At 57.5% G+C, this 18,780-nt stretch carries 20 protein-coding genes and 1 tRNA gene; 11 read left to right on the forward strand and 10 right to left on the reverse strand.

Translation table 11 applies throughout. The features are described from left to right. Positions 1–81: 81 nt before the first annotated feature. The 3 genes from ACIQWS_RS08040 to ACIQWS_RS08050 form a co-directional block, all read right to left on the reverse strand. The gene (locus ACIQWS_RS08040; RefSeq protein ID WP_403177594.1) at positions 82–1,305 is read right to left on the reverse strand and encodes a D-alanyl-D-alanine carboxypeptidase family protein; all 1,224 of its coding nucleotides are present in this window, start codon (positions 1,303–1,305) and stop codon (positions 82–84) included. Next, positions 1,292–2,560: a septal ring lytic transglycosylase RlpA family protein gene (locus ACIQWS_RS08045; protein WP_403174376.1), complete on the reverse strand. Its 1,269-nt coding sequence runs from the start codon at positions 2,558–2,560 to the stop codon at positions 1,292–1,294. The genes ACIQWS_RS08040 and ACIQWS_RS08045 overlap by 14 nt, the downstream gene beginning before the upstream one ends. A gap of 286 nt (positions 2,561–2,846) precedes the next feature. Next, the gene (locus ACIQWS_RS08050) at positions 2,847–2,981 is read right to left on the reverse strand and encodes a hypothetical protein (protein WP_264319122.1); all 135 of its coding nucleotides are present in this window, start codon (positions 2,979–2,981) and stop codon (positions 2,847–2,849) included. Between the two features lie 538 nt (positions 2,982–3,519). Here ACIQWS_RS08050 and ACIQWS_RS08055 point away from each other — a divergent pair. The 6 genes from ACIQWS_RS08055 (at position 3,520) to ACIQWS_RS08080 (ending at position 7,771) form a co-directional block, all read left to right on the forward strand. After that, positions 3,520–4,305 (forward strand): response regulator, encoded by a 786-nt coding sequence (locus ACIQWS_RS08055; RefSeq protein ID WP_403174382.1) that lies wholly within the window; start codon positions 3,520–3,522, stop codon positions 4,303–4,305. A gap of 10 nt (positions 4,306–4,315) precedes the next feature. Beyond that, positions 4,316–4,864 carry a hypothetical protein gene (locus tag ACIQWS_RS08060; protein ID WP_403174386.1) on the forward strand — a complete coding sequence of 183 codons (549 nt, stop codon included), beginning with the start codon at positions 4,316–4,318 and terminating at the stop codon, positions 4,862–4,864. Between the two features lie 72 nt (positions 4,865–4,936). Continuing rightward, entirely contained in the window at positions 4,937–6,235 is a 1,299-nt protein-coding gene (locus tag ACIQWS_RS08065; protein ID WP_346306358.1) for a sensor histidine kinase, read from the forward strand. Next, the gene (locus ACIQWS_RS08070) at positions 6,232–6,999 is read left to right on the forward strand and encodes a TylF/MycF/NovP-related O-methyltransferase (RefSeq protein WP_403174395.1); all 768 of its coding nucleotides are present in this window, start codon (positions 6,232–6,234) and stop codon (positions 6,997–6,999) included. The genes ACIQWS_RS08065 and ACIQWS_RS08070 overlap by 4 nt, the downstream gene beginning before the upstream one ends. Before the next feature lie 130 nt (positions 7,000–7,129). Further along, positions 7,130–7,420 (forward strand): hypothetical protein, encoded by a 291-nt coding sequence (locus tag ACIQWS_RS08075; RefSeq protein WP_346306360.1) that lies wholly within the window; start codon positions 7,130–7,132, stop codon positions 7,418–7,420. A gap of 66 nt (positions 7,421–7,486) precedes the next feature. Further along, positions 7,487–7,771, forward strand: coding sequence for a hypothetical protein (locus ACIQWS_RS08080; RefSeq protein ID WP_403174400.1), 285 nt, complete (start codon positions 7,487–7,489; stop codon positions 7,769–7,771). Between the two features lie 75 nt (positions 7,772–7,846). On the opposite strand, the gene ACIQWS_RS08085 is transcribed toward ACIQWS_RS08080, so the two are convergent. After that, positions 7,847–8,041: a hypothetical protein gene (locus ACIQWS_RS08085; RefSeq protein WP_403174403.1), complete on the reverse strand. Its 195-nt coding sequence runs from the start codon at positions 8,039–8,041 to the stop codon at positions 7,847–7,849. A 408-nt stretch (positions 8,042–8,449) separates the two neighbouring features. On the opposite strand from ACIQWS_RS08085, the gene ACIQWS_RS08090 reads away from it, so the two are divergent. The 3 genes from ACIQWS_RS08090 (at position 8,450) to ACIQWS_RS08100 (ending at position 11,639) form a co-directional block, all read left to right on the forward strand. Then, positions 8,450–9,670, forward strand: coding sequence for a helix-turn-helix domain-containing protein (locus ACIQWS_RS08090; protein WP_403174406.1), 1,221 nt, complete (start codon positions 8,450–8,452; stop codon positions 9,668–9,670). A gap of 44 nt (positions 9,671–9,714) precedes the next feature. Then, on the forward strand, positions 9,715–10,344 hold the full coding sequence (locus ACIQWS_RS08095; protein ID WP_403174411.1) for a DUF6923 family protein: 630 nt from the start codon (positions 9,715–9,717) through the stop codon (positions 10,342–10,344). Between the two features lie 77 nt (positions 10,345–10,421). Then, positions 10,422–11,639: an MFS transporter gene (locus tag ACIQWS_RS08100; protein ID WP_346306365.1), complete on the forward strand. Its 1,218-nt coding sequence runs from the start codon at positions 10,422–10,424 to the stop codon at positions 11,637–11,639. On the opposite strand, the gene ACIQWS_RS08105 is transcribed toward ACIQWS_RS08100, so the two are convergent. After that, on the reverse strand, positions 11,636–12,250 hold the full coding sequence (locus tag ACIQWS_RS08105; RefSeq protein ID WP_403174423.1) for a GNAT family N-acetyltransferase: 615 nt from the start codon (positions 12,248–12,250) through the stop codon (positions 11,636–11,638). The two genes, ACIQWS_RS08100 and ACIQWS_RS08105, sit on opposite strands and share 4 nt — an antisense overlap. 68 nt (positions 12,251–12,318) lie before the next feature. On the opposite strand from ACIQWS_RS08105, the gene ACIQWS_RS08110 reads away from it, so the two are divergent. Further along, positions 12,319–13,119: an endonuclease/exonuclease/phosphatase family protein gene (locus ACIQWS_RS08110; protein WP_403174429.1), complete on the forward strand. Its 801-nt coding sequence runs from the start codon at positions 12,319–12,321 to the stop codon at positions 13,117–13,119. Here ACIQWS_RS08110 and ACIQWS_RS08115 read toward each other — a convergent pair. Continuing rightward, positions 13,061–14,713: a sensor histidine kinase gene (locus ACIQWS_RS08115; protein WP_403174434.1), complete on the reverse strand. Its 1,653-nt coding sequence runs from the start codon at positions 14,711–14,713 to the stop codon at positions 13,061–13,063. The two genes, ACIQWS_RS08110 and ACIQWS_RS08115, sit on opposite strands and share 59 nt — an antisense overlap. A 266-nt stretch (positions 14,714–14,979) precedes the next feature. Here ACIQWS_RS08115 and ACIQWS_RS08120 point away from each other — a divergent pair, with 266 nt between their 5' ends. Beyond that, positions 14,980–15,570 (forward strand): response regulator transcription factor, encoded by a 591-nt coding sequence (locus tag ACIQWS_RS08120; RefSeq protein ID WP_403174437.1) that lies wholly within the window; start codon positions 14,980–14,982, stop codon positions 15,568–15,570. A gap of 15 nt (positions 15,571–15,585) precedes the next feature. Here the strand turns inward: ACIQWS_RS08120 and ACIQWS_RS08125 are convergent. From ACIQWS_RS08125 to ACIQWS_RS08140, 4 genes are all read right to left on the reverse strand, one after another. After that, positions 15,586–15,675 (reverse strand) — tRNA-Ser (locus tag ACIQWS_RS08125). 224 nt (positions 15,676–15,899) lie between these two features. Continuing rightward, on the reverse strand, positions 15,900–16,127 hold the full coding sequence (locus tag ACIQWS_RS08130) for a hypothetical protein (protein WP_403174440.1): 228 nt from the start codon (positions 16,125–16,127) through the stop codon (positions 15,900–15,902). A gap of 153 nt (positions 16,128–16,280) precedes the next feature. Further along, complete coding sequence (locus ACIQWS_RS08135; RefSeq protein ID WP_403174447.1) at positions 16,281–17,258, reverse strand: GAF domain-containing protein; 978 nt, start codon at positions 17,256–17,258, stop codon at positions 16,281–16,283. Between the two features lie 132 nt (positions 17,259–17,390). Next, positions 17,391–18,644, reverse strand: a complete 1,254-nt coding sequence (locus ACIQWS_RS08140) for a class I SAM-dependent methyltransferase (protein WP_403174450.1) — start codon at positions 18,642–18,644, stop codon at positions 17,391–17,393. Between the last annotated feature and the right edge of the window lie 136 nt (positions 18,645–18,780).

An 18,780-nucleotide genomic window follows, 5' to 3' on the forward strand; every position in this document is an offset into this window, starting at 1 on the left:
CCGTCTTTCGATAAAGAGTCGCTTTTGATCTCTAGACGAGGTTCTAACGGGCGGGACCGAAAAGGTCGAGCCGGGAAAATCCTAAAGCTTCAGGCGGCGCGTCCAGCCGGTGGTGAGTTCCAGGACCGCATCGAGCGTGCGCTTCTGCAGATCACCGGGTTCAACGGCTTCGCCCGTGTAAACCGGCGTTTCCTGCGCCAGCGCATCGCCGATCCAGATCCGCAGCACGCCGACCTGCTCGTCCGCCTTGACCGGAGCCAGCAACGGGCCCTTATACACGACATGGGCCTTGAGGCGATCCTTGTTGGCCGTCGGGACGAGAAGGCTGATCTTTTCGTGTGCCTTGAGCGGGACGCTGGATTTGACACCGCCAAACACGCTGGCTTCCGCGATGGTCTCGCCTTCGGCAAAGATATTGACTTCCTCGAAGGCGCTGTAGGCCCATTCAAAGATTTTCTTGGCTTCTTCCGCCCGCTCCTTGTCCGTCGCCAGACCGCTCAGGGCGGCGATGTAACGGCGCCCATTATGTTCGGCCGAACCGACAAGACCATAGCCGGATTGTTCGGTATAGCCGGTTCCCATGCCGTCAGCGCCGATATCCAGCTTCAGCAAGGGATTGCGGTTGCGCTGGAAAATATTGTTCCAGGTGAAGCTCTCCTGCGCATAGGTGCGATAATATTCCGGATATTCGTGCTTGATGTAGCGAGCCAGCGTGACAAGGTCCGTCAGCGACACCTTTTGCTCCGGATCGGGCAAGCCGGTCGAATTGCGGAACGTCGAATTCTTCAGGCCGATTTCCTTCGCCCGTGCGTTCATCATCTCGGCGAATTTTTGTTCCGACCCGGCAATGCCCTCGGCCAGGATGATGCAACCGTCATTGGCTGACTGCACGATAACGCCCTGGATGAGGTCGCCGACGCTGATCGACGACTTGAGCTTGGCAAACATGGTCGAGCCGCCGGACGGCGCCCCGCCCCTGCGCCAGGCATTTTCGCTGACGGTATACTGGGTGTCGATCTTGATCTGGCCGGTCTTGAGCGCATGAAAGACCAGTTCCATGGTCATCAGCTTGGCCAGCGCGGCTGGTTCGATCAGCGTATCGGGTGTTTTGGCGTAGAGAATGGTGCCTGTCTGGTCTTCAAGCATCAGCGCCTGCTTGGCCTTGGTATCGAACAATGCTTCCTGCGCGTGGACCGGCGACGCGGCAAGCAGCACGACGGCAAGACTGGCGGCAAGACTGGCGGCAAGCTTACGGAATGGCTGTAACGGCAATGTTCTTTGAAGTGGGAAATCAGTTTCCGTCATCGCGTACGACAAACGCATCACCTGCTCCCGCTTTCCAGGCAGCCTGCAGCAAGGCATCGGTATTCTTTCCCGCGCTGGTCCGTGCAATCAGAGCGATGCGCGGGCCATCCGGGCTGTTGACCTCGGACAGATCGACCTTGCCCAATGGCGCGAGAGCGCTCATGACACGGCCCGCTTCGGACCTGTCGGCAAAAAGGCCGACATCGACATATTCACCCGCCGGTGCCGCTGCGGATTCACGCAGCTTGTTTTCATTCTTCCACGCGTCGGAAATGGCCTTCGGCGATATCAGACTGTTCATCGCCACCGCCGTGGCATTGGCACTTGCCACACGCTCGCTGGCGTAGGAACTGACGAATGGCGATGCGCGCCGTGGGCCGCCCTTCAGCGATCCGAGCAGGATCGCCGGCTTGTCGTCGATATAGGGACCAACGAGCGGCAGAACCGGCTGTATATCATAGCCGAACGGCATTGCACCCATGGCGGCATTCATCTGCGGCTGCGCGGGCGCGCCAAGACTGACCGCCTGATCATTGAACGATACCGGCGCCACATTCAGGCTCGCAACCTGAACGCCCTGCACCTTCGGCTGCCGCATACCGGGAATGGAAAGGGCATTGCGCTGGGTGGGTGTCGGCCCATTCATGGCAATCATGGTGCCTGAATCCGGCTGCATCAGACGATCACGCGTACCGGGCGCACGATACGACGCGAGCAAAAAGCCGTCATCGCGCCCTTCGAGCGGCGCGCGGCCGACATACTCGACCTTCACGTCGGCCGTACCCGTGTGCTGGTAATCGAGCATCGTCGCAGCCTTTTGCGACAGATCGATCACGCGATCGCTGTGATACGGTCCGCGGTCGTTGACGCGCACGATCACGGAACTGCCATTGGCAAGATTGGTCACGCGCGCATAGCTCGGCAGCGGCATGGTCGGGTGCGCCGCCGACAGGTGGTTCATGTCGTACACTTCGCCATTGGCAGTGAGGCGGCCATGAAAGGCCGAGCCGTACCAGGATGCCCGCCCCTGACGCTTGTAGCCCAGCTCTTCCCTGGGATAATACCACTTGCCGCGAACCTGATAGGGCCTGCCGATCTGGTTGCGCCCGCCGCCGCGCGGCATGTTGCGAAAATCCGTGACGACGCGCGGGCTGGCTTTGACGCCATACTCCGATTCAGCGAAATATTCCTTGCCGTGGCTTCGTTTAGCAACCTTTGCCGTGGGTGACGCGCAGGCTGCCATCAGGGCGCCCATCGCAACAACTCCCGCAATTCGAAAAGCTTTGGCTTTTGACAATGCAAACTACCGGCTGGATGCCGTCCCCACACATTTTACGCAACGATACCGAACAGAACCCGGTGCAGCCCCAGAACCCATCATGGAGTATTGCACCAGAATTATAACTCGCACCGATAGGTTGACAGCACCTTAACAGAACAGGGAGACATTGCCTGTCATGGCTAACTTTGGTTAACGGGCGCCCCATCCGCAAAGGAAAGGTGTGATGCGGAGACGTGAAGCGCGTTCGGCGCAGGCGTCGTTAGAGCCAGCCGCCGAAGATATAGGTCAGAAGCGCTGCGGCGGCCACGCCCCCGACGAATATGGCGATATACCAGACATTCGAGCTGTGGCTTGGCCAGACCTCTTCGTCATCGTCATCAAAATCGTCGATCATTCTCCTTGCATCCTCCTGTGGGCCCGGCTTGTCGGAAGCTGCACACGTCCTCCAGGCCGAGCCCTGCCAACGGGGTTTCGCCAGCGTTCTTCAACTCGGATTGCCGATGAAAGTTCCAATCAAGGCGTCCAGCCTCGCTGGCGATGGACCTTCAGAGCATGCCGGACACGCCGAACGCGATATGCAGCAGCGAAACAACTGCGCGGTGCTTTCTTTTCGCGGCCCGGTTGTATTCCGGCTTCATACAACTAAGTATATCTCAAAGAATTTCGGGGGTCTTCAAGTATGTATATAATCAAGCACGGTGTGCGAAACACGCTTGGTGATGTTTTATGGGACGAACCCCTTCCCCTACAATTTGAAACAATTGAAGATTGCAAGCTTACTATCAGCTCGCTGATCGAGCGCTATGATCACGGTGAGTTTGAACAGGAAAACGACCGGTGGTGCACGTGGAACGATAGCAAGCAGAACGAGTTTCACTATTGGTGGATCGTTGCAGTGGCGCCATTGTCTTAGGAAAAACCAATGCATACCCATGGCACCTTACGCATTCTTGCCTGTTATCATGCGTGAATTGTCCGCATGCAGTAGGTGCCGCGATGATACCTATTTTTCGCGAGACGAGCCTGTTAAAACCCCACGCATGGACCACGCGAATGTAAAAATTTCCAAAGTTCTGATCATCGAGGATGATTATTTTTATGCGGATTCGCTGAAGCGGCACTTCAAGACATCTGGCCAGCAGGTGGCGACCGCCGAGACCTTCCATGCGGCGCAGATGGCTATCGAGGCGGATGAATTTGACCTGATCATCATCGATCCGGGGCTTCCAGACTATGGAAGCGAGATGGAATCCCGCGATGTGCGCCTGAAAATCATCGAGTCCATCATCAATTCCACTCCCGCAGCCGTTCATCTGGTCATCACCGGCCGGTATTCGACCGATGAGGCTGAAACATGCAGAAACCTCGGCGCGAAGGGATATCTGGGCAAAAATCGCCTCAATGCTCCCACCCTCGCCAGCATTCTTGAACTCATGACCCGTTCTGAATTTGTCGTGCATCGGGGGAGCGAGACGATCAGCGATGCTTTTCCGGGCTATTATTATCCGTTCCTCTCATTGTCGGAGGAAGAATGCCTCCAATGGGTGGAAGACCGCCCGAAGGGCATGAAACGCAATGAACTGTTTGTGCTTATGGCAAAGCATTTTAAGATGAAAAGTGCCGAGATGGCCGAGCAGAAATACAAACGGGCGCGAAGCAAAGTCCTGGCGCATGGCCGCAAAATCACTGCCGACAATGATGATCCTGCAACCGATTGAGGAAAAGGCCGTGGAAATACACAACGGTTGGCGTGCCTGCTTCTTGGGCCTTGTGCTCTTATGCGCGGTTCCCGCCGCTTCCGCCGGCATAGTCGACCCGCATGTTCTCCAGATCGAACGCCAAAACGGAAAACCCATCGCCTCCTACAAAGAGGACGATCTGGCAAAATCATTTTCCTATCGGGAGATTCAAACCAAGACGCCTTGGACCAACGACGTACAGCGCACCTATCGCGGTTTTTCGCTGATCGAGATATTGGCGAAGAACGGATTGGCCAATGCGAAGGTCATAAAGGGCATAGCGCCCAATGATTATTCCGCCAGAATCGATATGGACGAAATCAAACGTTACAATCCGATCGTTGCCTCACAGATCGCCTGCAATGACGTCGAAGCCAAGGCAGGAAAATGCCATGAGGGCGAATTCCGCCCGCTTGAGGCCGACGATTTTGGGCCATTCTACATTGTCTGGCCTTTTGACAGCATGCCCAAGGCCTATGACCCGGGAGATCACTCAAGATGGATCTGGTTTCTCACCGAGCTGCAATTTGAGCAATAATTTTTGATCGCGCATCAAGCCGCGTGACGCTTAAACGATGAATGGGATTGATTTCAGACACGTGGTGGATAGGTGAGACAGATACTCCGCGCAAACGGTACGTACATCCTTGCCATTTCCTTTGGTCTCTTTGTGCTGATCGGCCTGGCCTCATTTCTGCAAACGGACAAGTATCGCAGTCAGGCCTATGACATCATCGGGGAAGTCAACGAGGTTCAGTGGCGATCGACCCAAGCGCGCGAAAAAATGGTCAGCATCATGGGATGGGCCCGGCTGGCTGCGCTCACCAAATCCCAGGAGTATCGCGCCAAAATCCTGTCTGAAAGCACCTATCTCGCCATCAATGCCAAGACGCTGATCGCTTTGCCCTATACCGAGAAGATCATGCCCAAAGTGGATATCGATCTGATCAAGACACTGCTCGATTACATAAACAACGAGCTGATGCCGCAGCTTGCGCTGGCCGATCCAGACTACAGTCTGATTGTGGCCAGGTTTGAAGACTTCTGGCCGGCCATTGTCTTGACGACGACGGGCAACCTCGGAAACACCCAGAAACGCACCGCCGATCTCGAGCAAAAAGCGCTCTACGACAATTTCCTGTACGCCTTCGTGTTTGCAACCGCGATCATGGTCGTTCTGTTCGCCATGGTCGCCTATAGAAGCAAGGCACTCTACAACAATCAGGTCCGTCAGTTCGCGCTGCTCTTTTCCCACATGACCTTCACGCGAATCAACGGACTGTCCATGTGGATGCACGAGACGCTTTCGCCCGAGGAAAACCCCGATCCAAAACTGCTCGACATGGCCCGCAAGCGGATCACTGATCTGTCGGTTGTCACCGATTGGCTGGCCCGGATCGCCTATCCCAAATTTGATCAGGACAATACGCCGATCGTGACGCTGGGAACGATCCTTGATCAGATCACGCGTCCCGATGGATCGACCATTCCCATTGTGCGCGCCGATGTGAAAGCAATGCAGTTGCTTGTACCGCAGGGGCAATTCCATCTCATGCTTCACGAGCTTTTGCGCAACGCCAAGGACGCCGTCGAGGATGAGCCGCACCCGCACATTGTGATCAAGGTGAATATCGCCAGACGCTGGCCGATTGGAAAAGACCTGATCGTCGCCATCGAGGATTCCGGCGTCGGCATGTCCCGGGAACAGATCAAGAAGGCCACGACACCGTTCTTCTCGACGAAGGGCGAGTCGCGCGGCCATAGCGGACTGGGCTTGACAGGTTGTGCGCGTCTTATTCAGACAATGGGTGGCTCTCTTGCGATTCAATCATCAAAAGGCAATGGTACGACTGTTACACTTGCCTGCCCGCTATCGAATCTCCCAGTTATAAAGTGGAACCACGCATGACCAGTTTGCCGCAACAGGAACGAAGCTACGGACTAGACCAGGTGATCGCCGAACTGCAGGACCGGCTGGATCGGTATGAGCAAACGAATGTCGCTCTTGCCCAACAGGTCGAGCATCTGCAAACGCGTCTCCTTGCACCGAACAGGTTCAGATGGGACGTCATCGACAAGGTCACCGATTACTTCAGGGGCGCGCAAATCAAGGGAGATTATCTCGAATTTGGCGTCTATCAAGGCGAGACCTTTGCCTATGCGTGCAACGTGATAGGGCGGGAAAATCCGGAGATGCGCTTTGTCGCCCTGGATTCGTTCGAGGGCTTGCCGCAACCAAAGAAGGGGATAGACGAGTCCGGCGGCTATAGCGGCGGCTTCTTCGAAGGCCAGTTCTCGTGCAACGAGACGCAGTTCAAGGAAAATCTCAAGCTGCGCAATGTTGATCTGGCGCGCGTTACGACCATCAAGGGCTGGTACGATCAGACGCTGCAACCAGGACATGCACAGTCTTCGCCTATCCAGACCGTTGCGTTCGCGTGGATTGATTGTGATCTCTACGAGTCCACAGTGCCTGTGCTGGATTACCTCACCTCCCGTTTGACGGTCGGGTCTGTCATGCTGTTCGATGATTGGCGTTGTTTCAGGAATCTCCCGGAATTCGGCCAGCAAAGAGCATGCAGGGAGTGGCTGGCGAGAAACCCCCAGATCAAGCTGAATCTGCTTATCGACAATGACTATCACGGTTACGTCTTCTCCGTTGCCGCCTGTTAGTAATAACCGCGATATGAAGTAAAAATTCGACGTATTTATTTAACGAATATTTTGGTTCAGCGTTGTTGCTTGCGGGGCTGTCGAAGCGTATTCTCTCCCCCATAGTGCCGAAGAGCACGGGGGAGAAAAAATGAGTAAATTGGACCGTGATCCAGAACTCAATAAACTTGCAAGATACCTCATTCACCAATCGCTTCCTCTTGCCATAAGTACCTCCGGTTACAATCCGACCACGAGGGACCTGGACATGATCGAAGAAGCATTGAAGGCCCGCTACGGGACGGATCTTGCCAGTGTCTCCGTGCGGGAAATCGATGAGTTTCTGCATCGGCGCTTCAGCAGGCTGAGCGAACGGCCGAATCGGCGCACAATTCACCGCTTCCTCAAGATACTCGCGGGTAAAGACCGGAAACGAAGCTGAATGGCTGTTCGGTTGTCTCAGAAAGACACACGAAGGTCATTCAGTTGCATTTGACGTAACATCCCATTGGGGCAAACCTATTATTCCTGGAACAGCAATGGAGAGATGAATATGCGTGCACTTATAGCGATCGCACTTCTGGTGTTGGCAGCAAGTCCGGCCGTGGCGGACGGCACCTGTAAAAGCCAGGCCGAGGCCAAAAAGCTTTCCGGCGCTGCTTTGACCAATTTCACGAAGAAATGCGCGGCAGATGCGGCAACAACCTGCGATACGCAGGCCGCCGCCAAGAAGCTTGCCGGCGCCGCAAAAAACAGTTTCGTCAAGAAATGCGTGAGCGATACAACAGGCTAAGTCAGGCAGCTCCATTCAACGCGGAAGACCGCAAGCCGGCTGCGCCGGTTTTCATCATCGAACAGCCGGATTGTGTCACCGGCTGTCGGTGTTGTCACCGGTATGCGTCTGGGGGGTGAGATTGTGATCGCCGGCATTTCTGAAATCGGCCCCCATTCTGCCGAGAAACAGCACCATCATCGAAACCGCCACGAATGCAAATAGAACCGGCCAAACCGACATCACATAGGGTTGGTAATCTATTTTTGTATTCTCGCCTTCCTGATCCACAGAGCCCCCTGCCCGCAAACGACGTCATTCCCAGCTTAACGCCGGCACAAAGATGCTACCTGCAGATTAATATCATCTGAACAAATGAATGCTTCGCATTGTGTTTGTACAAGCGATCTAGCCCGCGTGCGCAAGCGCTGGCGTTTCATGAAAAAGCCCAACTCCGGTGCTCATGATATCCTCGTTGCTACTCTCCATGAGGCAATGGGAGGCTCGGTGATATTCTTCCCCCGTCAATGCCCCAACCGAGCCTCACCCGCCCTCCTGTTCAAATGCTGCGCAAAGAAGCGCAGGATTTCGCAAAGCCCCCTAATTCGCCGATCAAAGTTGCAATACTGGTTATTGTCCGTGAGATGGACTACGACTCGCTGATCGAACGATCGGAGTAACAAGTGTGACGGCCATCCGATGGACTCGCTGATCAACGCCGCAGCGCACGCCCTTGCGACAGGTGATACTCTCGGCGCATTGAAACGGGTGGCGCTGCGTGACGACGCACCCGCTCTTGCACTGCGCGGCATCGCCATGGCGCAACTTGGCGAATTCCCGCGCGCCAGGACCTTGCTGCAGAGCGCGGCGCGGGCATTCGGCGCAAAGGAGGAAAAAGCCCGCGCGCGGTGCATCGTTGCCGAAGCGGAAATTGCCCTCGTCTCGCGCGATCTGGGGTGGCGCGTAAAGGCACTGGACATGGCGCGGGCAACACTCGAAGCCCATGGCGATCACGTCAATGCCGCCCATGCACGGACCGTGGATATTCGGCGGCTGCTTCTGGTCGGTCATGTGGACGCGGCCGAGCGCGCCCTCGCCAAGCTTGATCCCGCGCCGCTGCCGGCAACGTCGAGAGCGGCGCTCGCCCTGGTGGCTGCCGGAATTGCCATCCGGCGCCTCAACACGTCTGCAGCGCGCGAGGCACTCCGGCGGGCCGAGAATGCCGCGGCTGAAGCAAAGATCCCCGCCCTTATCGCGGAGGTTGAGCAAGCCTCCCATATCCTCAAAACACCTGCCGCCCGTCTGATCCAGCGCGGCGAGGAACGTCCCCTCTTGCTGGAGCAGATCGAAACGCTGCTCGCATCCGGAGTGCTGGTCGTCGACGCGTGCCGGCATGTCGTTCGGGTCGGGGACCGGGTGATATCGCTTGCCACGCGCCCGGTTTTGTTCGCGCTGGCCCGCGCGTTGGCCGAAGCCGCGCCTGGCGACGTGCCAAGAGCCGCGCTCCTCGCCCGTGCATTCGGGGCAAAGCATGCCGATGAATCGCATCGCGCCCGTCTGCGGGTCGAAGTCGGTCGGTTGCGCGAGGAATTGCGCATGTTGGCAGATGTGTCCGCAACAGCGCGGGGCTTTTGCATGACACCGCTCGACGCCAGCGGCATCGTTGTCCTTGCGCCGCCCATGGAGGAAGCGCATGGCGCGGTTCTCGCCTTTCTTGCCGATGGCGAGTCATGGTCAAGCTCCGCTCTGGCCATTGCCCTGGGGGCCAGTTCCCGGACCGTCCAACGTGCCCTTCTGCTACTTGCGGAAGCGGACAAGGTGCAATCGTTCGGTCGCGGACGCGCCCGCCGCTGGATCAGTCCGCCCGTGCCGGGTTTCCCGACAATCTTGTTACTCCCCGATCTCCTGCCAAGTGATTAGGGTCAGGAGGAAATATTCAGCAGTCAGGTGACGAGGATGAAATCATGAAACAATCGGCAAAAATTCTCCGCGAATATGGCCCGTTTCCCGGCACTGACCAGGTGGCCGGGGTTACCTTCGATGGCCGGAATGTCTGGTTTGCATCGGGAGAACGGCTGAATGCCCTTGATCCGGCGAGCGGGACCGTCTTGCGCTCCTTGGACATCGCCGCGCACGCCGGAACCGCTTTCGATGGCCAATATCTCTTCCAGATTGCCGAAGATCGCATCCAGAAGGTCGACCCGGAGACAGGCCGCGTGCTCTCGACAATCCCGGCGCCCGGCGGCGGCGGCGATTCAGGGCTTGCATGGGCAGAAGGGACGCTTTGGGTCGGGCAGCACCAGGGCCGGAAAATCCGCCAGATCGATCCGCAGACAGGCGCTATTCTGCGCACCATCGAGTCCAAGCGCATGGTCACCGGGGTGACCTGGGTTGACGGCGAACTCTGGCACGGCACCTGGGAACAGGATCAAAGTGATGTCAGGCGCATCGATCCCGCGACCGGCAATGTCCTGACCATTCTCGACATGCCCGCAGGCACCGGCGTGTCCGGGCTCGAGTCCGACGGCGGCGATCAGTTTTTCTGTGGCGGCGGCAAAAGCGGTAAAGTGCGCGTTGTCGCGCGGCCCCGATAACACGGCGGGGTGAACAACGGTTTGCACAGCCCGCATGGCAAGGGCTTTCGGCAACAGCCAGTAAAATGGAGAGAGCAATGAGCAATGCTTCGTATCGCTGGGTAATCGTTGCAGCCGGCGGCTTGCTGGGCTGCATGGCCATCGGCGCCATGTTTTCCCTCCCGGTTTTCCTCCAGCCCATTGCCCGGGACACGGGCTGGTCCGTCACCGGCGTGTCCGGCGCCATGACGATCGGGTTCATCGCCATGGCATCGGCTAGCATGCTGTGGGGGAACCTGTCTGACCGCTTCGGCGCGCGTCCCGTGGTGCTGACGGGATCGGTGCTGCTGACCGCAAGTCTGGCGCTGGCCAGCCGGGCCACGTCGCTTGTCGAATTTCAACTGGTCTTCGGCCTGTTTGTCGGCGCCGCGACTGCCGCGATCTTCGCGCCAATGATGGCATGCGTCACCGGCTGGTTCGATACCCAGCGCAGCCTTGCCGTGTCTCTTGTTTCGGCGGGTATGGGCATGGCGCCGATGACCATGTCGCCGCTGGCGGCATGGCTTGTTTCGATCCATGGCTGGCGGACATCCATGCTGATCATCGCTGCGGTTGCTGCTGCCGTGATGATTCCCGCCGCCCTCCTGGTGCGCCGCCCGCCGGCCGCCGACATGGGAAATACCATGGCGCTGCAGGACGCAGAGCCGCAATCATCCATGTCGATCGGGCAAGCCATCCGGTCTCCTCAGTTCATCATCCTGCTGCTGACCAATTTCTTTTGCTGCGCCACCCACTCCGGCCCCATTTTCCACACGGTGAGTTACGCGGTCAGCTGCGGAATCCCGTTGATCGCAGCGGTTACGATCTACAGCCTGGAAGGGCTGGCGGGACTTGGCGGCCGGGTTGTCTTCGGTGTCCTCGGTGATCGCTTGGGCGCTAAGCGCGTGCTGGTCGGCGGGTTGCTGCTCCAGGCGTTCGGGGCGCTGGCCTATGTCTTCGTGCGGGAACTTGCCGGGTTTTATGCGGTGGCCGCACTATTCGGCTTCATCTATGCCGGTGTCATGCCGCTCTATGCCGTACTGGCGCGCGAGAATTTCCCGATGCGCATGATGGGGACCATCATCGGCGGAACGGCCATGGCCGCCAGCTTGGGCATGGCAACGGGTCCGTTGGCCGGCGGTTTGATCTATGACACATTCGCCAGCTACGAATGGCTCTACATCGGAGCCTGGGCTATCGGTATCGGCGCATTCCTGATCGCCCTGACATTCAGGCCGTTTCCGCAAGCCCAGCCTGTTCCCGGGTTTCAGCGTTAATTGGCACCCGTTGCCGACAAAGCCTTGGCCATTTCAGTGGTTGGCATCCAGCCATCCTCTTCGTAAATCGGCCGTCCTGCAACCGTCGCATGCAGGATGGCATAGGTGATCCCCCGCGCCAGAAACGCGCTCTCCGCTTCTTTCATCAATCGGCGAGCAATTCCCCGGCCCCGGTATTCAGGCTCCACGAAGACATTGAGGACATAGCCGCGTCGGGAGTCCATCGGATGGGCGGGGTGCGGAGGCCAATCGATTTCCATCAGCCCCACGGCACCAACCGGGCAACCATCTTCCTCGGCGACGAAACCGAAATAGGACCCGGCGGTCAAACGTACCGCAAGCCATTGCCGGAAGGGTGCCGCCATGAGTGTCAAAACATCCTGAGCCCGGCCAGCCTCAAGAAACATCCTCTCCCGGTGCTGGCATATCAAATCAAGATCAGTGGCAATGATGGCGCGCGTATGCATGATTGGCCTTTTCAACAACAACGGAAACGTCAAAGACGGAAGCATCCGAATCCGGGTTTTATCAACCATCAGAAGTTTAATATTTTGAGATTCCCGTTTGCCGATGGCGCTGATTGTTTTTCCAGTGGGTCGGCTCCCGGCCAAGGTTTGCTTATTGGGAGCAGTATCCTAACCTGTCCCCGCTTCAAATGAGTCCTCTGGAGATGCAGCGCATGCGAATCATGAGCCTCAATGGCTGGGGCGGCAAGCTGCACGAACCGTTGATATCCTATCTCCAAACGGATCAGCCGGATATTCTATGCCTGCAGGAGGTGGTCCACAGTCCCGAGACCAGCGAAGATTGGCTCTTGTATCGCGACGGGGATCATGTCCTGCCCCAGCGCGCGAATTTTTTCCGCGATGTTGCGGCCGCACTTGCCAACCATACGGCCATATTCTGTCCGGCAGCGCAAGGCGTACTGTGGAACGGCGATCAGCCGGTGCCATCGCAGTGGGGGCTCGCGACGTTTGTGCGCAACTCCCTGCCGGTTACGGCGCAGACGCAGGACTTCGTGCACAAGGGGTTTTCGCCGCACGGCTATGGCGATCATCCGAGGTCGCGGTCTGCGCATGCAATCCGGGTTTACGACTATGCGCGCGACCGGATGGTCGCCATCGCCCATATGCACGGACTGCGCGATGTCAACGGGAAGATGGATACGCCCGAACGGCTGGCGCAGGCCCGCAGGCTGAAGCAACTGGCATCCCGGATTGCCGCGCCGGGTGACCCGCTGATCGTGTGCGGCGATTTCAACGTCGAACCCGGAAGCGAGACCTTTGCCGTGCTCGCCGAAATAGGGCTGACGGATCTGGTCACGGCCGGAAGGTTCAACGGAACCCGCAGTTCACATTATCGCAAGCAGGGACGGTTTGCCGATTACATGCTGGTGAACCAGAATGTCGAGGTTCGGGAATTCACGGTGGTGACGGAACCGGAAGTGTCAGACCACTGTCCGTTGATCCTTGAGATATGAGCGGCGATGTCATCCCTTCCCCAGGCAGCACAATCCAGAACACCGCTCCGTTGTCATTGCGGGCATGAAGCGTACCACCCGACCGGTCAAGCAACCGCGCGCACAGCGAAAGACCGAGGCCCATGCCGTTCTCCTTGGTCGTGAAGAACGGACGGAACAGGTTTTTCAGGACCTCGTCGGATAGTCCCGGGCCGTTATCAGCAATTTCGATGATATTGACCGTATCCTGACTGAACGTCCTGATGGTGATCCTCTTGCGGTCATGCCTGCACTCAGACAAGGCGTCAACAGCATTCCGCAGAAGATTGTGAATGACCTGTTCGAGTTCAATGGCCCCCACAACCGATTTTGGCGAGGGAGTGGCAAAATCCATCGAAACCTCGATATTCTGTTCCCTGAGTTTCACCCGCAGCAGCTCGACCATGTTCACGATGAACGGGTTGAGCTCCTGCAACATGGGTTGAATATCATTCCCGACAATGTAATCGCGCATTCTGTGGAGGATTTTGCCGGCACGTTGAGCCTCGCGAACATTGGCGGCGAGCGCTTGCTTGAGGCTGCCGTCCCTCTTTCCGGCTTCCCCCTTCTCCATGAGAATGAGTCCCGCCTGGCTCTGGCTGAGCAAAGCGGTAAGGGGCTGTGCGAGTTCATGGGCAATGCCTGATGCCAATTCGCCGACAGCATTGACGCGCGAGGCCTGGAACAAGCGGTTTTCATGCCGGAGCGATTCCATCTGCCGAAGCGCGCGCTGCTCCGCCGCTTGCGCGTCTGCCAATGCCGCGCGCTGGCGCCTCAGCAAATGAAATGCGTAAAGCGCGGCGAAGCCAAAAATCGACAAGGGGACGATCATCCGCCAATCAAACACGTCACCAAATGCAACATGCTTGTCGAAATGAATATGAGCCTGGGAATCATCGTCTGGACGAAGGGGAGTTCGCGTCAGATCTGCTGTCAACCACGGCATGTAGCCGGTAAAAAGTCCGTGCGTATGAGGGTTTCGCACATAAACCGGTCTGTCCCCAAGGCGAACCTGAAGTTCTATTGCCTCCGGCAAAGCGATCGATTGAATCGCCTTTGCCACATCATAGATCACCACAATGGCTGCAGGCGTCCTGCCATTCATTGCTTTTGTCGCAAACAAAACATGCTCGGCTAAGTGAGGCATCGCATAGGCAACCGTTTCCCCTTCAGGCTGGAGCGCCACGGCACGCATGATTGCTGGCAAATCCGCTTCTCCCGGCTTGCTGGTCGCGGAAGGAACAGTGATCCATTCAGTCAGTTCGGACTGACCGGGTCTCATCTCATAAAGTTGGATTCTATCCAAAAAAGCATAGGCTTTCATAATGCCCGTGGCCACATGGATAAAAGAGGGCTCCGTGTCGCCGTCGGGCAATTGCAAAACAAGTTCCAGCAGCGTGACACTTGCACGCCTCTGCGAATATTGATTTGTCAGTTCTATCGCCAATCGCGACCGGTCTTCGGCAAAATCGTTCCGCAGATTGGTCAGGGATATCGCAGCAACGACAATCAGGATCACAATTTCAATCGCAATCCATTGAAAGAGAAACGTCCTGATCGGGATTGATTTCATCATCATTGCACCAAATGTGGCTGTCCAATCCGCTATATTCACCTGACAGGTCCAGGATCATGGAATCATAGCATATTATCAGGTCGGATATGATGCCCCGGCATACCGGTGCAAAGCGCGCAATCCGCCGTTCTTTACGGTGACAGAAAATGCTATGTGAATAGAACTTACCCATGCGCGTCATCCGGACTGGCCAGGCAATCCTGTTTACCCGCGCAACAATGACGAGCGATATTCCGAATTCAAATCCGAGAGGCAGGATTGATCGTATGACATCGCGGTACCCCATCTATCTGATCGATGATGACGATACGGTAAGAGAAGGTCTGTCGCTGCTCTTTCGGGCCAGCGACATGGCCGTCCTGACCTTCGTTGACGCCAACGCTTTCCTGGAAAAAGTCGATCGGAACAAGCCGGGATTCCTGCTGGTGGATCTGAAAATGCCGCAGGTGAATGGCCTTGAGCTGCATCAACAGCTCGTTGCACGGGGAATACGCTGGCCATTGGTCATTTTGACCGGGCACGGAGATGTTGCGGCCTGCCGCGCAGCCTTTCAGGTCGGTGTCATGGATTTTCTCTCCAAGCCCGTTGACGCCGATACCCTGTTTGCAACCATCCACGCGATGGAACGATTGCTCGACACCGCGCTCGAGCGGCAACAGGACGAGGCCTTGCTTGCGACGCTGACGCCGCGCGAAAGCGAGATCCTGAGCATGATCTGCCGCGGCTTCGACACGAAGGGTATCGCCAGTGCCCTCGGCATATCGCCCCGGACTGTCGACGCCCACCGCGTGAACATCTCGACAAAACTTGGCACGACGTCCGTTGTCGAATTCGTTCGCATGACGATGGGTGGATGATGGCACAATGGGATATGGCGGAGGGGGTGGGATTCGAACCCACGGTAGGCTCTCACCTACGCCGGTTTTCAAGACCGGTGCCTTAAACCGCTCGGCCACCCCTCCTTAACCGCACTCGGTATTCCATCGCTGCGGGCCGGTTATCCCGCTGCCTGTACTCAAGCTGGTCGGAGGCCTTTATAGCCATTCGCATTGCCGCGTCAACCGGCACCCGGGCAGTGTTGCACTTTCATTGCAACGCATATCGGTGCGGGTGATTTTGCCGTTGCTGCGAAAGGCCGTCGGCGGCGCTGGATGAAGGTCAGCGCCACCGACGAAGCAAGCCCTGGTCAGGAGCTCGCTTTTGGGGAAATTCTGCTATTTGCCGGATCGCCGCGCACCGCCAGACCCATCAACGAAAATGATCGGGAAAGCTGTAAGCCCGCATCGCGTTGCAGGTTTTCACTGGAAACGGCATGACACGGAATAATAAGTGTTCCCGTTGCGATGATCGGGTTTTGTTCCAGGCCTATGCCAAGGCATTCCTGAAATCGGGTCAGGCAGCGTTTGAAATCCACCTGGTTGTTTCTCTCCACCTGTTTCGAACCGGCTCTTGCGGCGTTACGGGAAGAGTTACTCAATATTTATAGTGTGTCAGCCCCGTCCGCTCACGTGCAAACTCGATCTGTCGCAGTTTTGCGACAAATCAAGGCAAAAAAATCAACTGCCGTTCAGGAAAGGCCGAGGCGCTTCAGCTTGCGGTGCAGGGTCGCCCGGCTGATACCCATATCGGCCGCGGCAGCGGATACGTTGCCGCCGCTCCGGGCCAGCGCCCTTTGAATCGCACCGCGTTCGGCCATGGCGAAATCGCGCGCCGCCGACTGGTGCTGTCCCAACAGATCAGCCGCCGGCAACGGAGAAGCGAGCGAGTCGTCGGTCAGACCGAGCAGCTGGCGCGCCGAGCGCGATGCGCCGATCACGAGGTCATCCTCGTCGACGGCGATCAGCGCGTTCAAAGCCCGTTCACTCATCCAGTTGTCACCGGGCGGCGCCAGGACAATGCGTGCCTTGGGGAACGCAAGCCGGAAATTTTCCGCCTCCACGCGCCTGGCAGCGTCAGTTACGGCTATCGATATCAGCTTGACGAAATCGTCGGTCAGGTCATGGCGCGCGGAGGATACATCGATAACGGCGGCCAGACGGCCGCGATGATCGAAGATGGGTGCAACCGTGCAGGATAAGGCCGTGTTTCTGCTGCGGAAATGCTGGTCGCGATGGATGGTCAAAGCCCGTTGCTCGGCAATGGCCGTACCGATGCCGTTGGTTCCCTCGGATTCCTCGCTCCACACCGCGCCGGTCCACAGACCCATCCGGTAAAAGGCTTCGTCGTCCGCCACGCAGCCGCGCCGGTCAACCGGGATGCTGTTCTTGTCGGCCAGCAGAATGCAGCAGCCTGCACCGCCGACGGCGGCATAAAGCCGGTCGAGACTGGTCTGGGCCGTCATGATGAGGGAGCCGAGCCGTTCCCGCGCCTGGTTGAGCTCATGTTCGGTCAACACGTTCGGCCCCTTTCCTTCGACAGGATTGAGGCCATAGAGACGCATCGACCGCCGCCATGACGCGATAAGTGCCGATTGTGCAGCAGCGCTGCCCGACGAAAGCGCTGATTCAATATATTCAGCGTGCAAACCGCTCTGGAGCGTTACCATGGTCCCCTCCGAGGCCGAGTAGTGTGGTCCAGACTATTGTTGAGTGACGACCACGGTCAAGCCCACGCGGTCACCTATTACAGAACGACCTCTCCAGCTACAATGCGGGCAAACGACACGGTGCCTGCCCCGTCAGGCGTTCGCCGCCTGCAGGATTTTGGCTTTGCTTTGCTCGTGCTCGCGAATGTAATTGCGTGTCAGGGGAACGACGTCGTTTTTCTTTGCGAGCTGGAACTGGAAAATCACCAGGTCCTCATAGCGGAACGCCGACTCCGCCGCCGCGAGATAGAACTCCCACATCCGGCAGAAACGCTCGTCATAGAGCTGCGCCGCATGCTGCCAATGAGCCATGAACCGTTCGCGCCAGGCGGCCAATGTCGACGCATAGTGCAGCCGCAGAATTTCAATATCCGTGACCATCAATCCGGCTTTTTCGATTTCGGGCAATATCTCGGACATGGACGGTATGTAGCCGCCGGGGAAAATATACTTGTCGAGCCACGGCGTTGTGAATCCCGGCACGGCCGAACAACCGATCGTATGCAGCACCATGACACCGTTTTCGTCCAGAAGCTCAGCGCATTTGCGGAAAAACTGGCCGTAGGATGCGACGCCGACATGTTCGAACATGCCCACCGAAACAATCCGGTCAAATGTTCCGTTCAGGCTGCGGTAATCCTGCAGGGCGAAATTGACCCGATCGGGCTGGCTCCTTGTTCCCGGCCGATTTCTGGCAAATTCGAGCTGTTCCTCCGAAAGCGTGACGCCCAGCACGTTGCCTGCGGGCGCTTCAGCGGCCAGATGCAGCGCCAATCCGCCCCAGCCGCAGCCGATGTCAAGAACCCGGCTGTCTGGCCGCAGCAGAAGCTTGGCGGCCAGATGCCGTTTCTTGGCCAACTGCGCATCTTCCAGGCTTTGCTCCGGATGTTCGAAATAGGCACAGGAATACTGGCGGTCGGCATCCAGAAACAGGCCATACAACCGGCCGTCCAAATCATAGTGATGGGCAACATTGCGCTTTGACCGCGCCGGCAGGTTACGATGACGGAAACCCCGGAAGCGTGCGCGTAAAGCATCGATCACGCGTGTCGGCAGCGGATGCGTTTCATTTTGCGCCTCGCGCAGCACCAGGCAGAGAAAATCGTAGATCGTCCCCTGCTCGACGATAAAGCGTTCGTCCATGAACAGCTCGCCCAGTTGCATATCGGCGTCCATGAGAAAGGCCCATTGGGCGCGCTTGTCGGTGAAACGCACAATCACCGGATCGCCGCTGCCGTCGCCGAAGATCAGGCGGGCGCCGCTTGCTGTCAGGATTGTCAATGAACCCCGGGTGACGATGCGGGAGAAAGCGAAGCGAAGAATCCGGTCCACGGGCGAAAGAGGCATTCAGACACTCCTGAGACGAAAGGTTTTCGGCTCGTAGCATGTGCCGATGATCACAGGATTACGCGAACCTGAAGCCAAAATGAAATGAAAACGGTTTCAGTGCCGTCTCCGGAACGCGCTCTCACAGGGGAGCGGC

This window comes from Phyllobacterium sp. NPDC097923 (genome assembly GCF_044760925.1).
Classification (GTDB): Bacteria; Pseudomonadota; Alphaproteobacteria; order Rhizobiales; family Rhizobiaceae; genus Phyllobacterium; species Phyllobacterium calauticae.

Coding starts and splice junctions, on each gene's coding strand:
- ACIQWS_RS08055 (WP_403174382.1), top strand. CDS start 3,520: ATGGCACCTTACGCATTCTTGCCTGTTATCATGCGTGAATTGTCCGCA.
- ACIQWS_RS08070 (WP_403174395.1), top strand. CDS start 6,232: ATGACCAGTTTGCCGCAACAGGAACGAAGCTACGGACTAGACCAGGTG.
- ACIQWS_RS08090 (WP_403174406.1), top strand. CDS start 8,450: ATGGACTCGCTGATCAACGCCGCAGCGCACGCCCTTGCGACAGGTGAT.
- ACIQWS_RS08095 (WP_403174411.1), top strand. CDS start 9,715: ATGAAACAATCGGCAAAAATTCTCCGCGAATATGGCCCGTTTCCCGGC.
- ACIQWS_RS08045 (WP_403174376.1), bottom strand. CDS start 2,560: ATGGGCGCCCTGATGGCAGCCTGCGCGTCACCCACGGCAAAGGTTGCT.
- ACIQWS_RS08040 (WP_403177594.1), bottom strand. CDS start 1,305: ATGACGGAAACTGATTTCCCACTTCAAAGAACATTGCCGTTACAGCCA.
- ACIQWS_RS08135 (WP_403174447.1), bottom strand. CDS start 17,258: ATGGTAACGCTCCAGAGCGGTTTGCACGCTGAATATATTGAATCAGCG.
- ACIQWS_RS08140 (WP_403174450.1), bottom strand. CDS start 18,644: ATGCCTCTTTCGCCCGTGGACCGGATTCTTCGCTTCGCTTTCTCCCGC.
- ACIQWS_RS08110 (WP_403174429.1), top strand. CDS start 12,319: ATGCGAATCATGAGCCTCAATGGCTGGGGCGGCAAGCTGCACGAACCG.
- ACIQWS_RS08100 (WP_346306365.1), top strand. CDS start 10,422: ATGAGCAATGCTTCGTATCGCTGGGTAATCGTTGCAGCCGGCGGCTTG.
- ACIQWS_RS08075 (WP_346306360.1), top strand. CDS start 7,130: ATGAGTAAATTGGACCGTGATCCAGAACTCAATAAACTTGCAAGATAC.
- ACIQWS_RS08050 (WP_264319122.1), bottom strand. CDS start 2,981: ATGATCGACGATTTTGATGACGATGACGAAGAGGTCTGGCCAAGCCAC.
- ACIQWS_RS08115 (WP_403174434.1), bottom strand. CDS start 14,713: ATGATGAAATCAATCCCGATCAGGACGTTTCTCTTTCAATGGATTGCG.
- ACIQWS_RS08120 (WP_403174437.1), top strand. CDS start 14,980: ATGACATCGCGGTACCCCATCTATCTGATCGATGATGACGATACGGTA.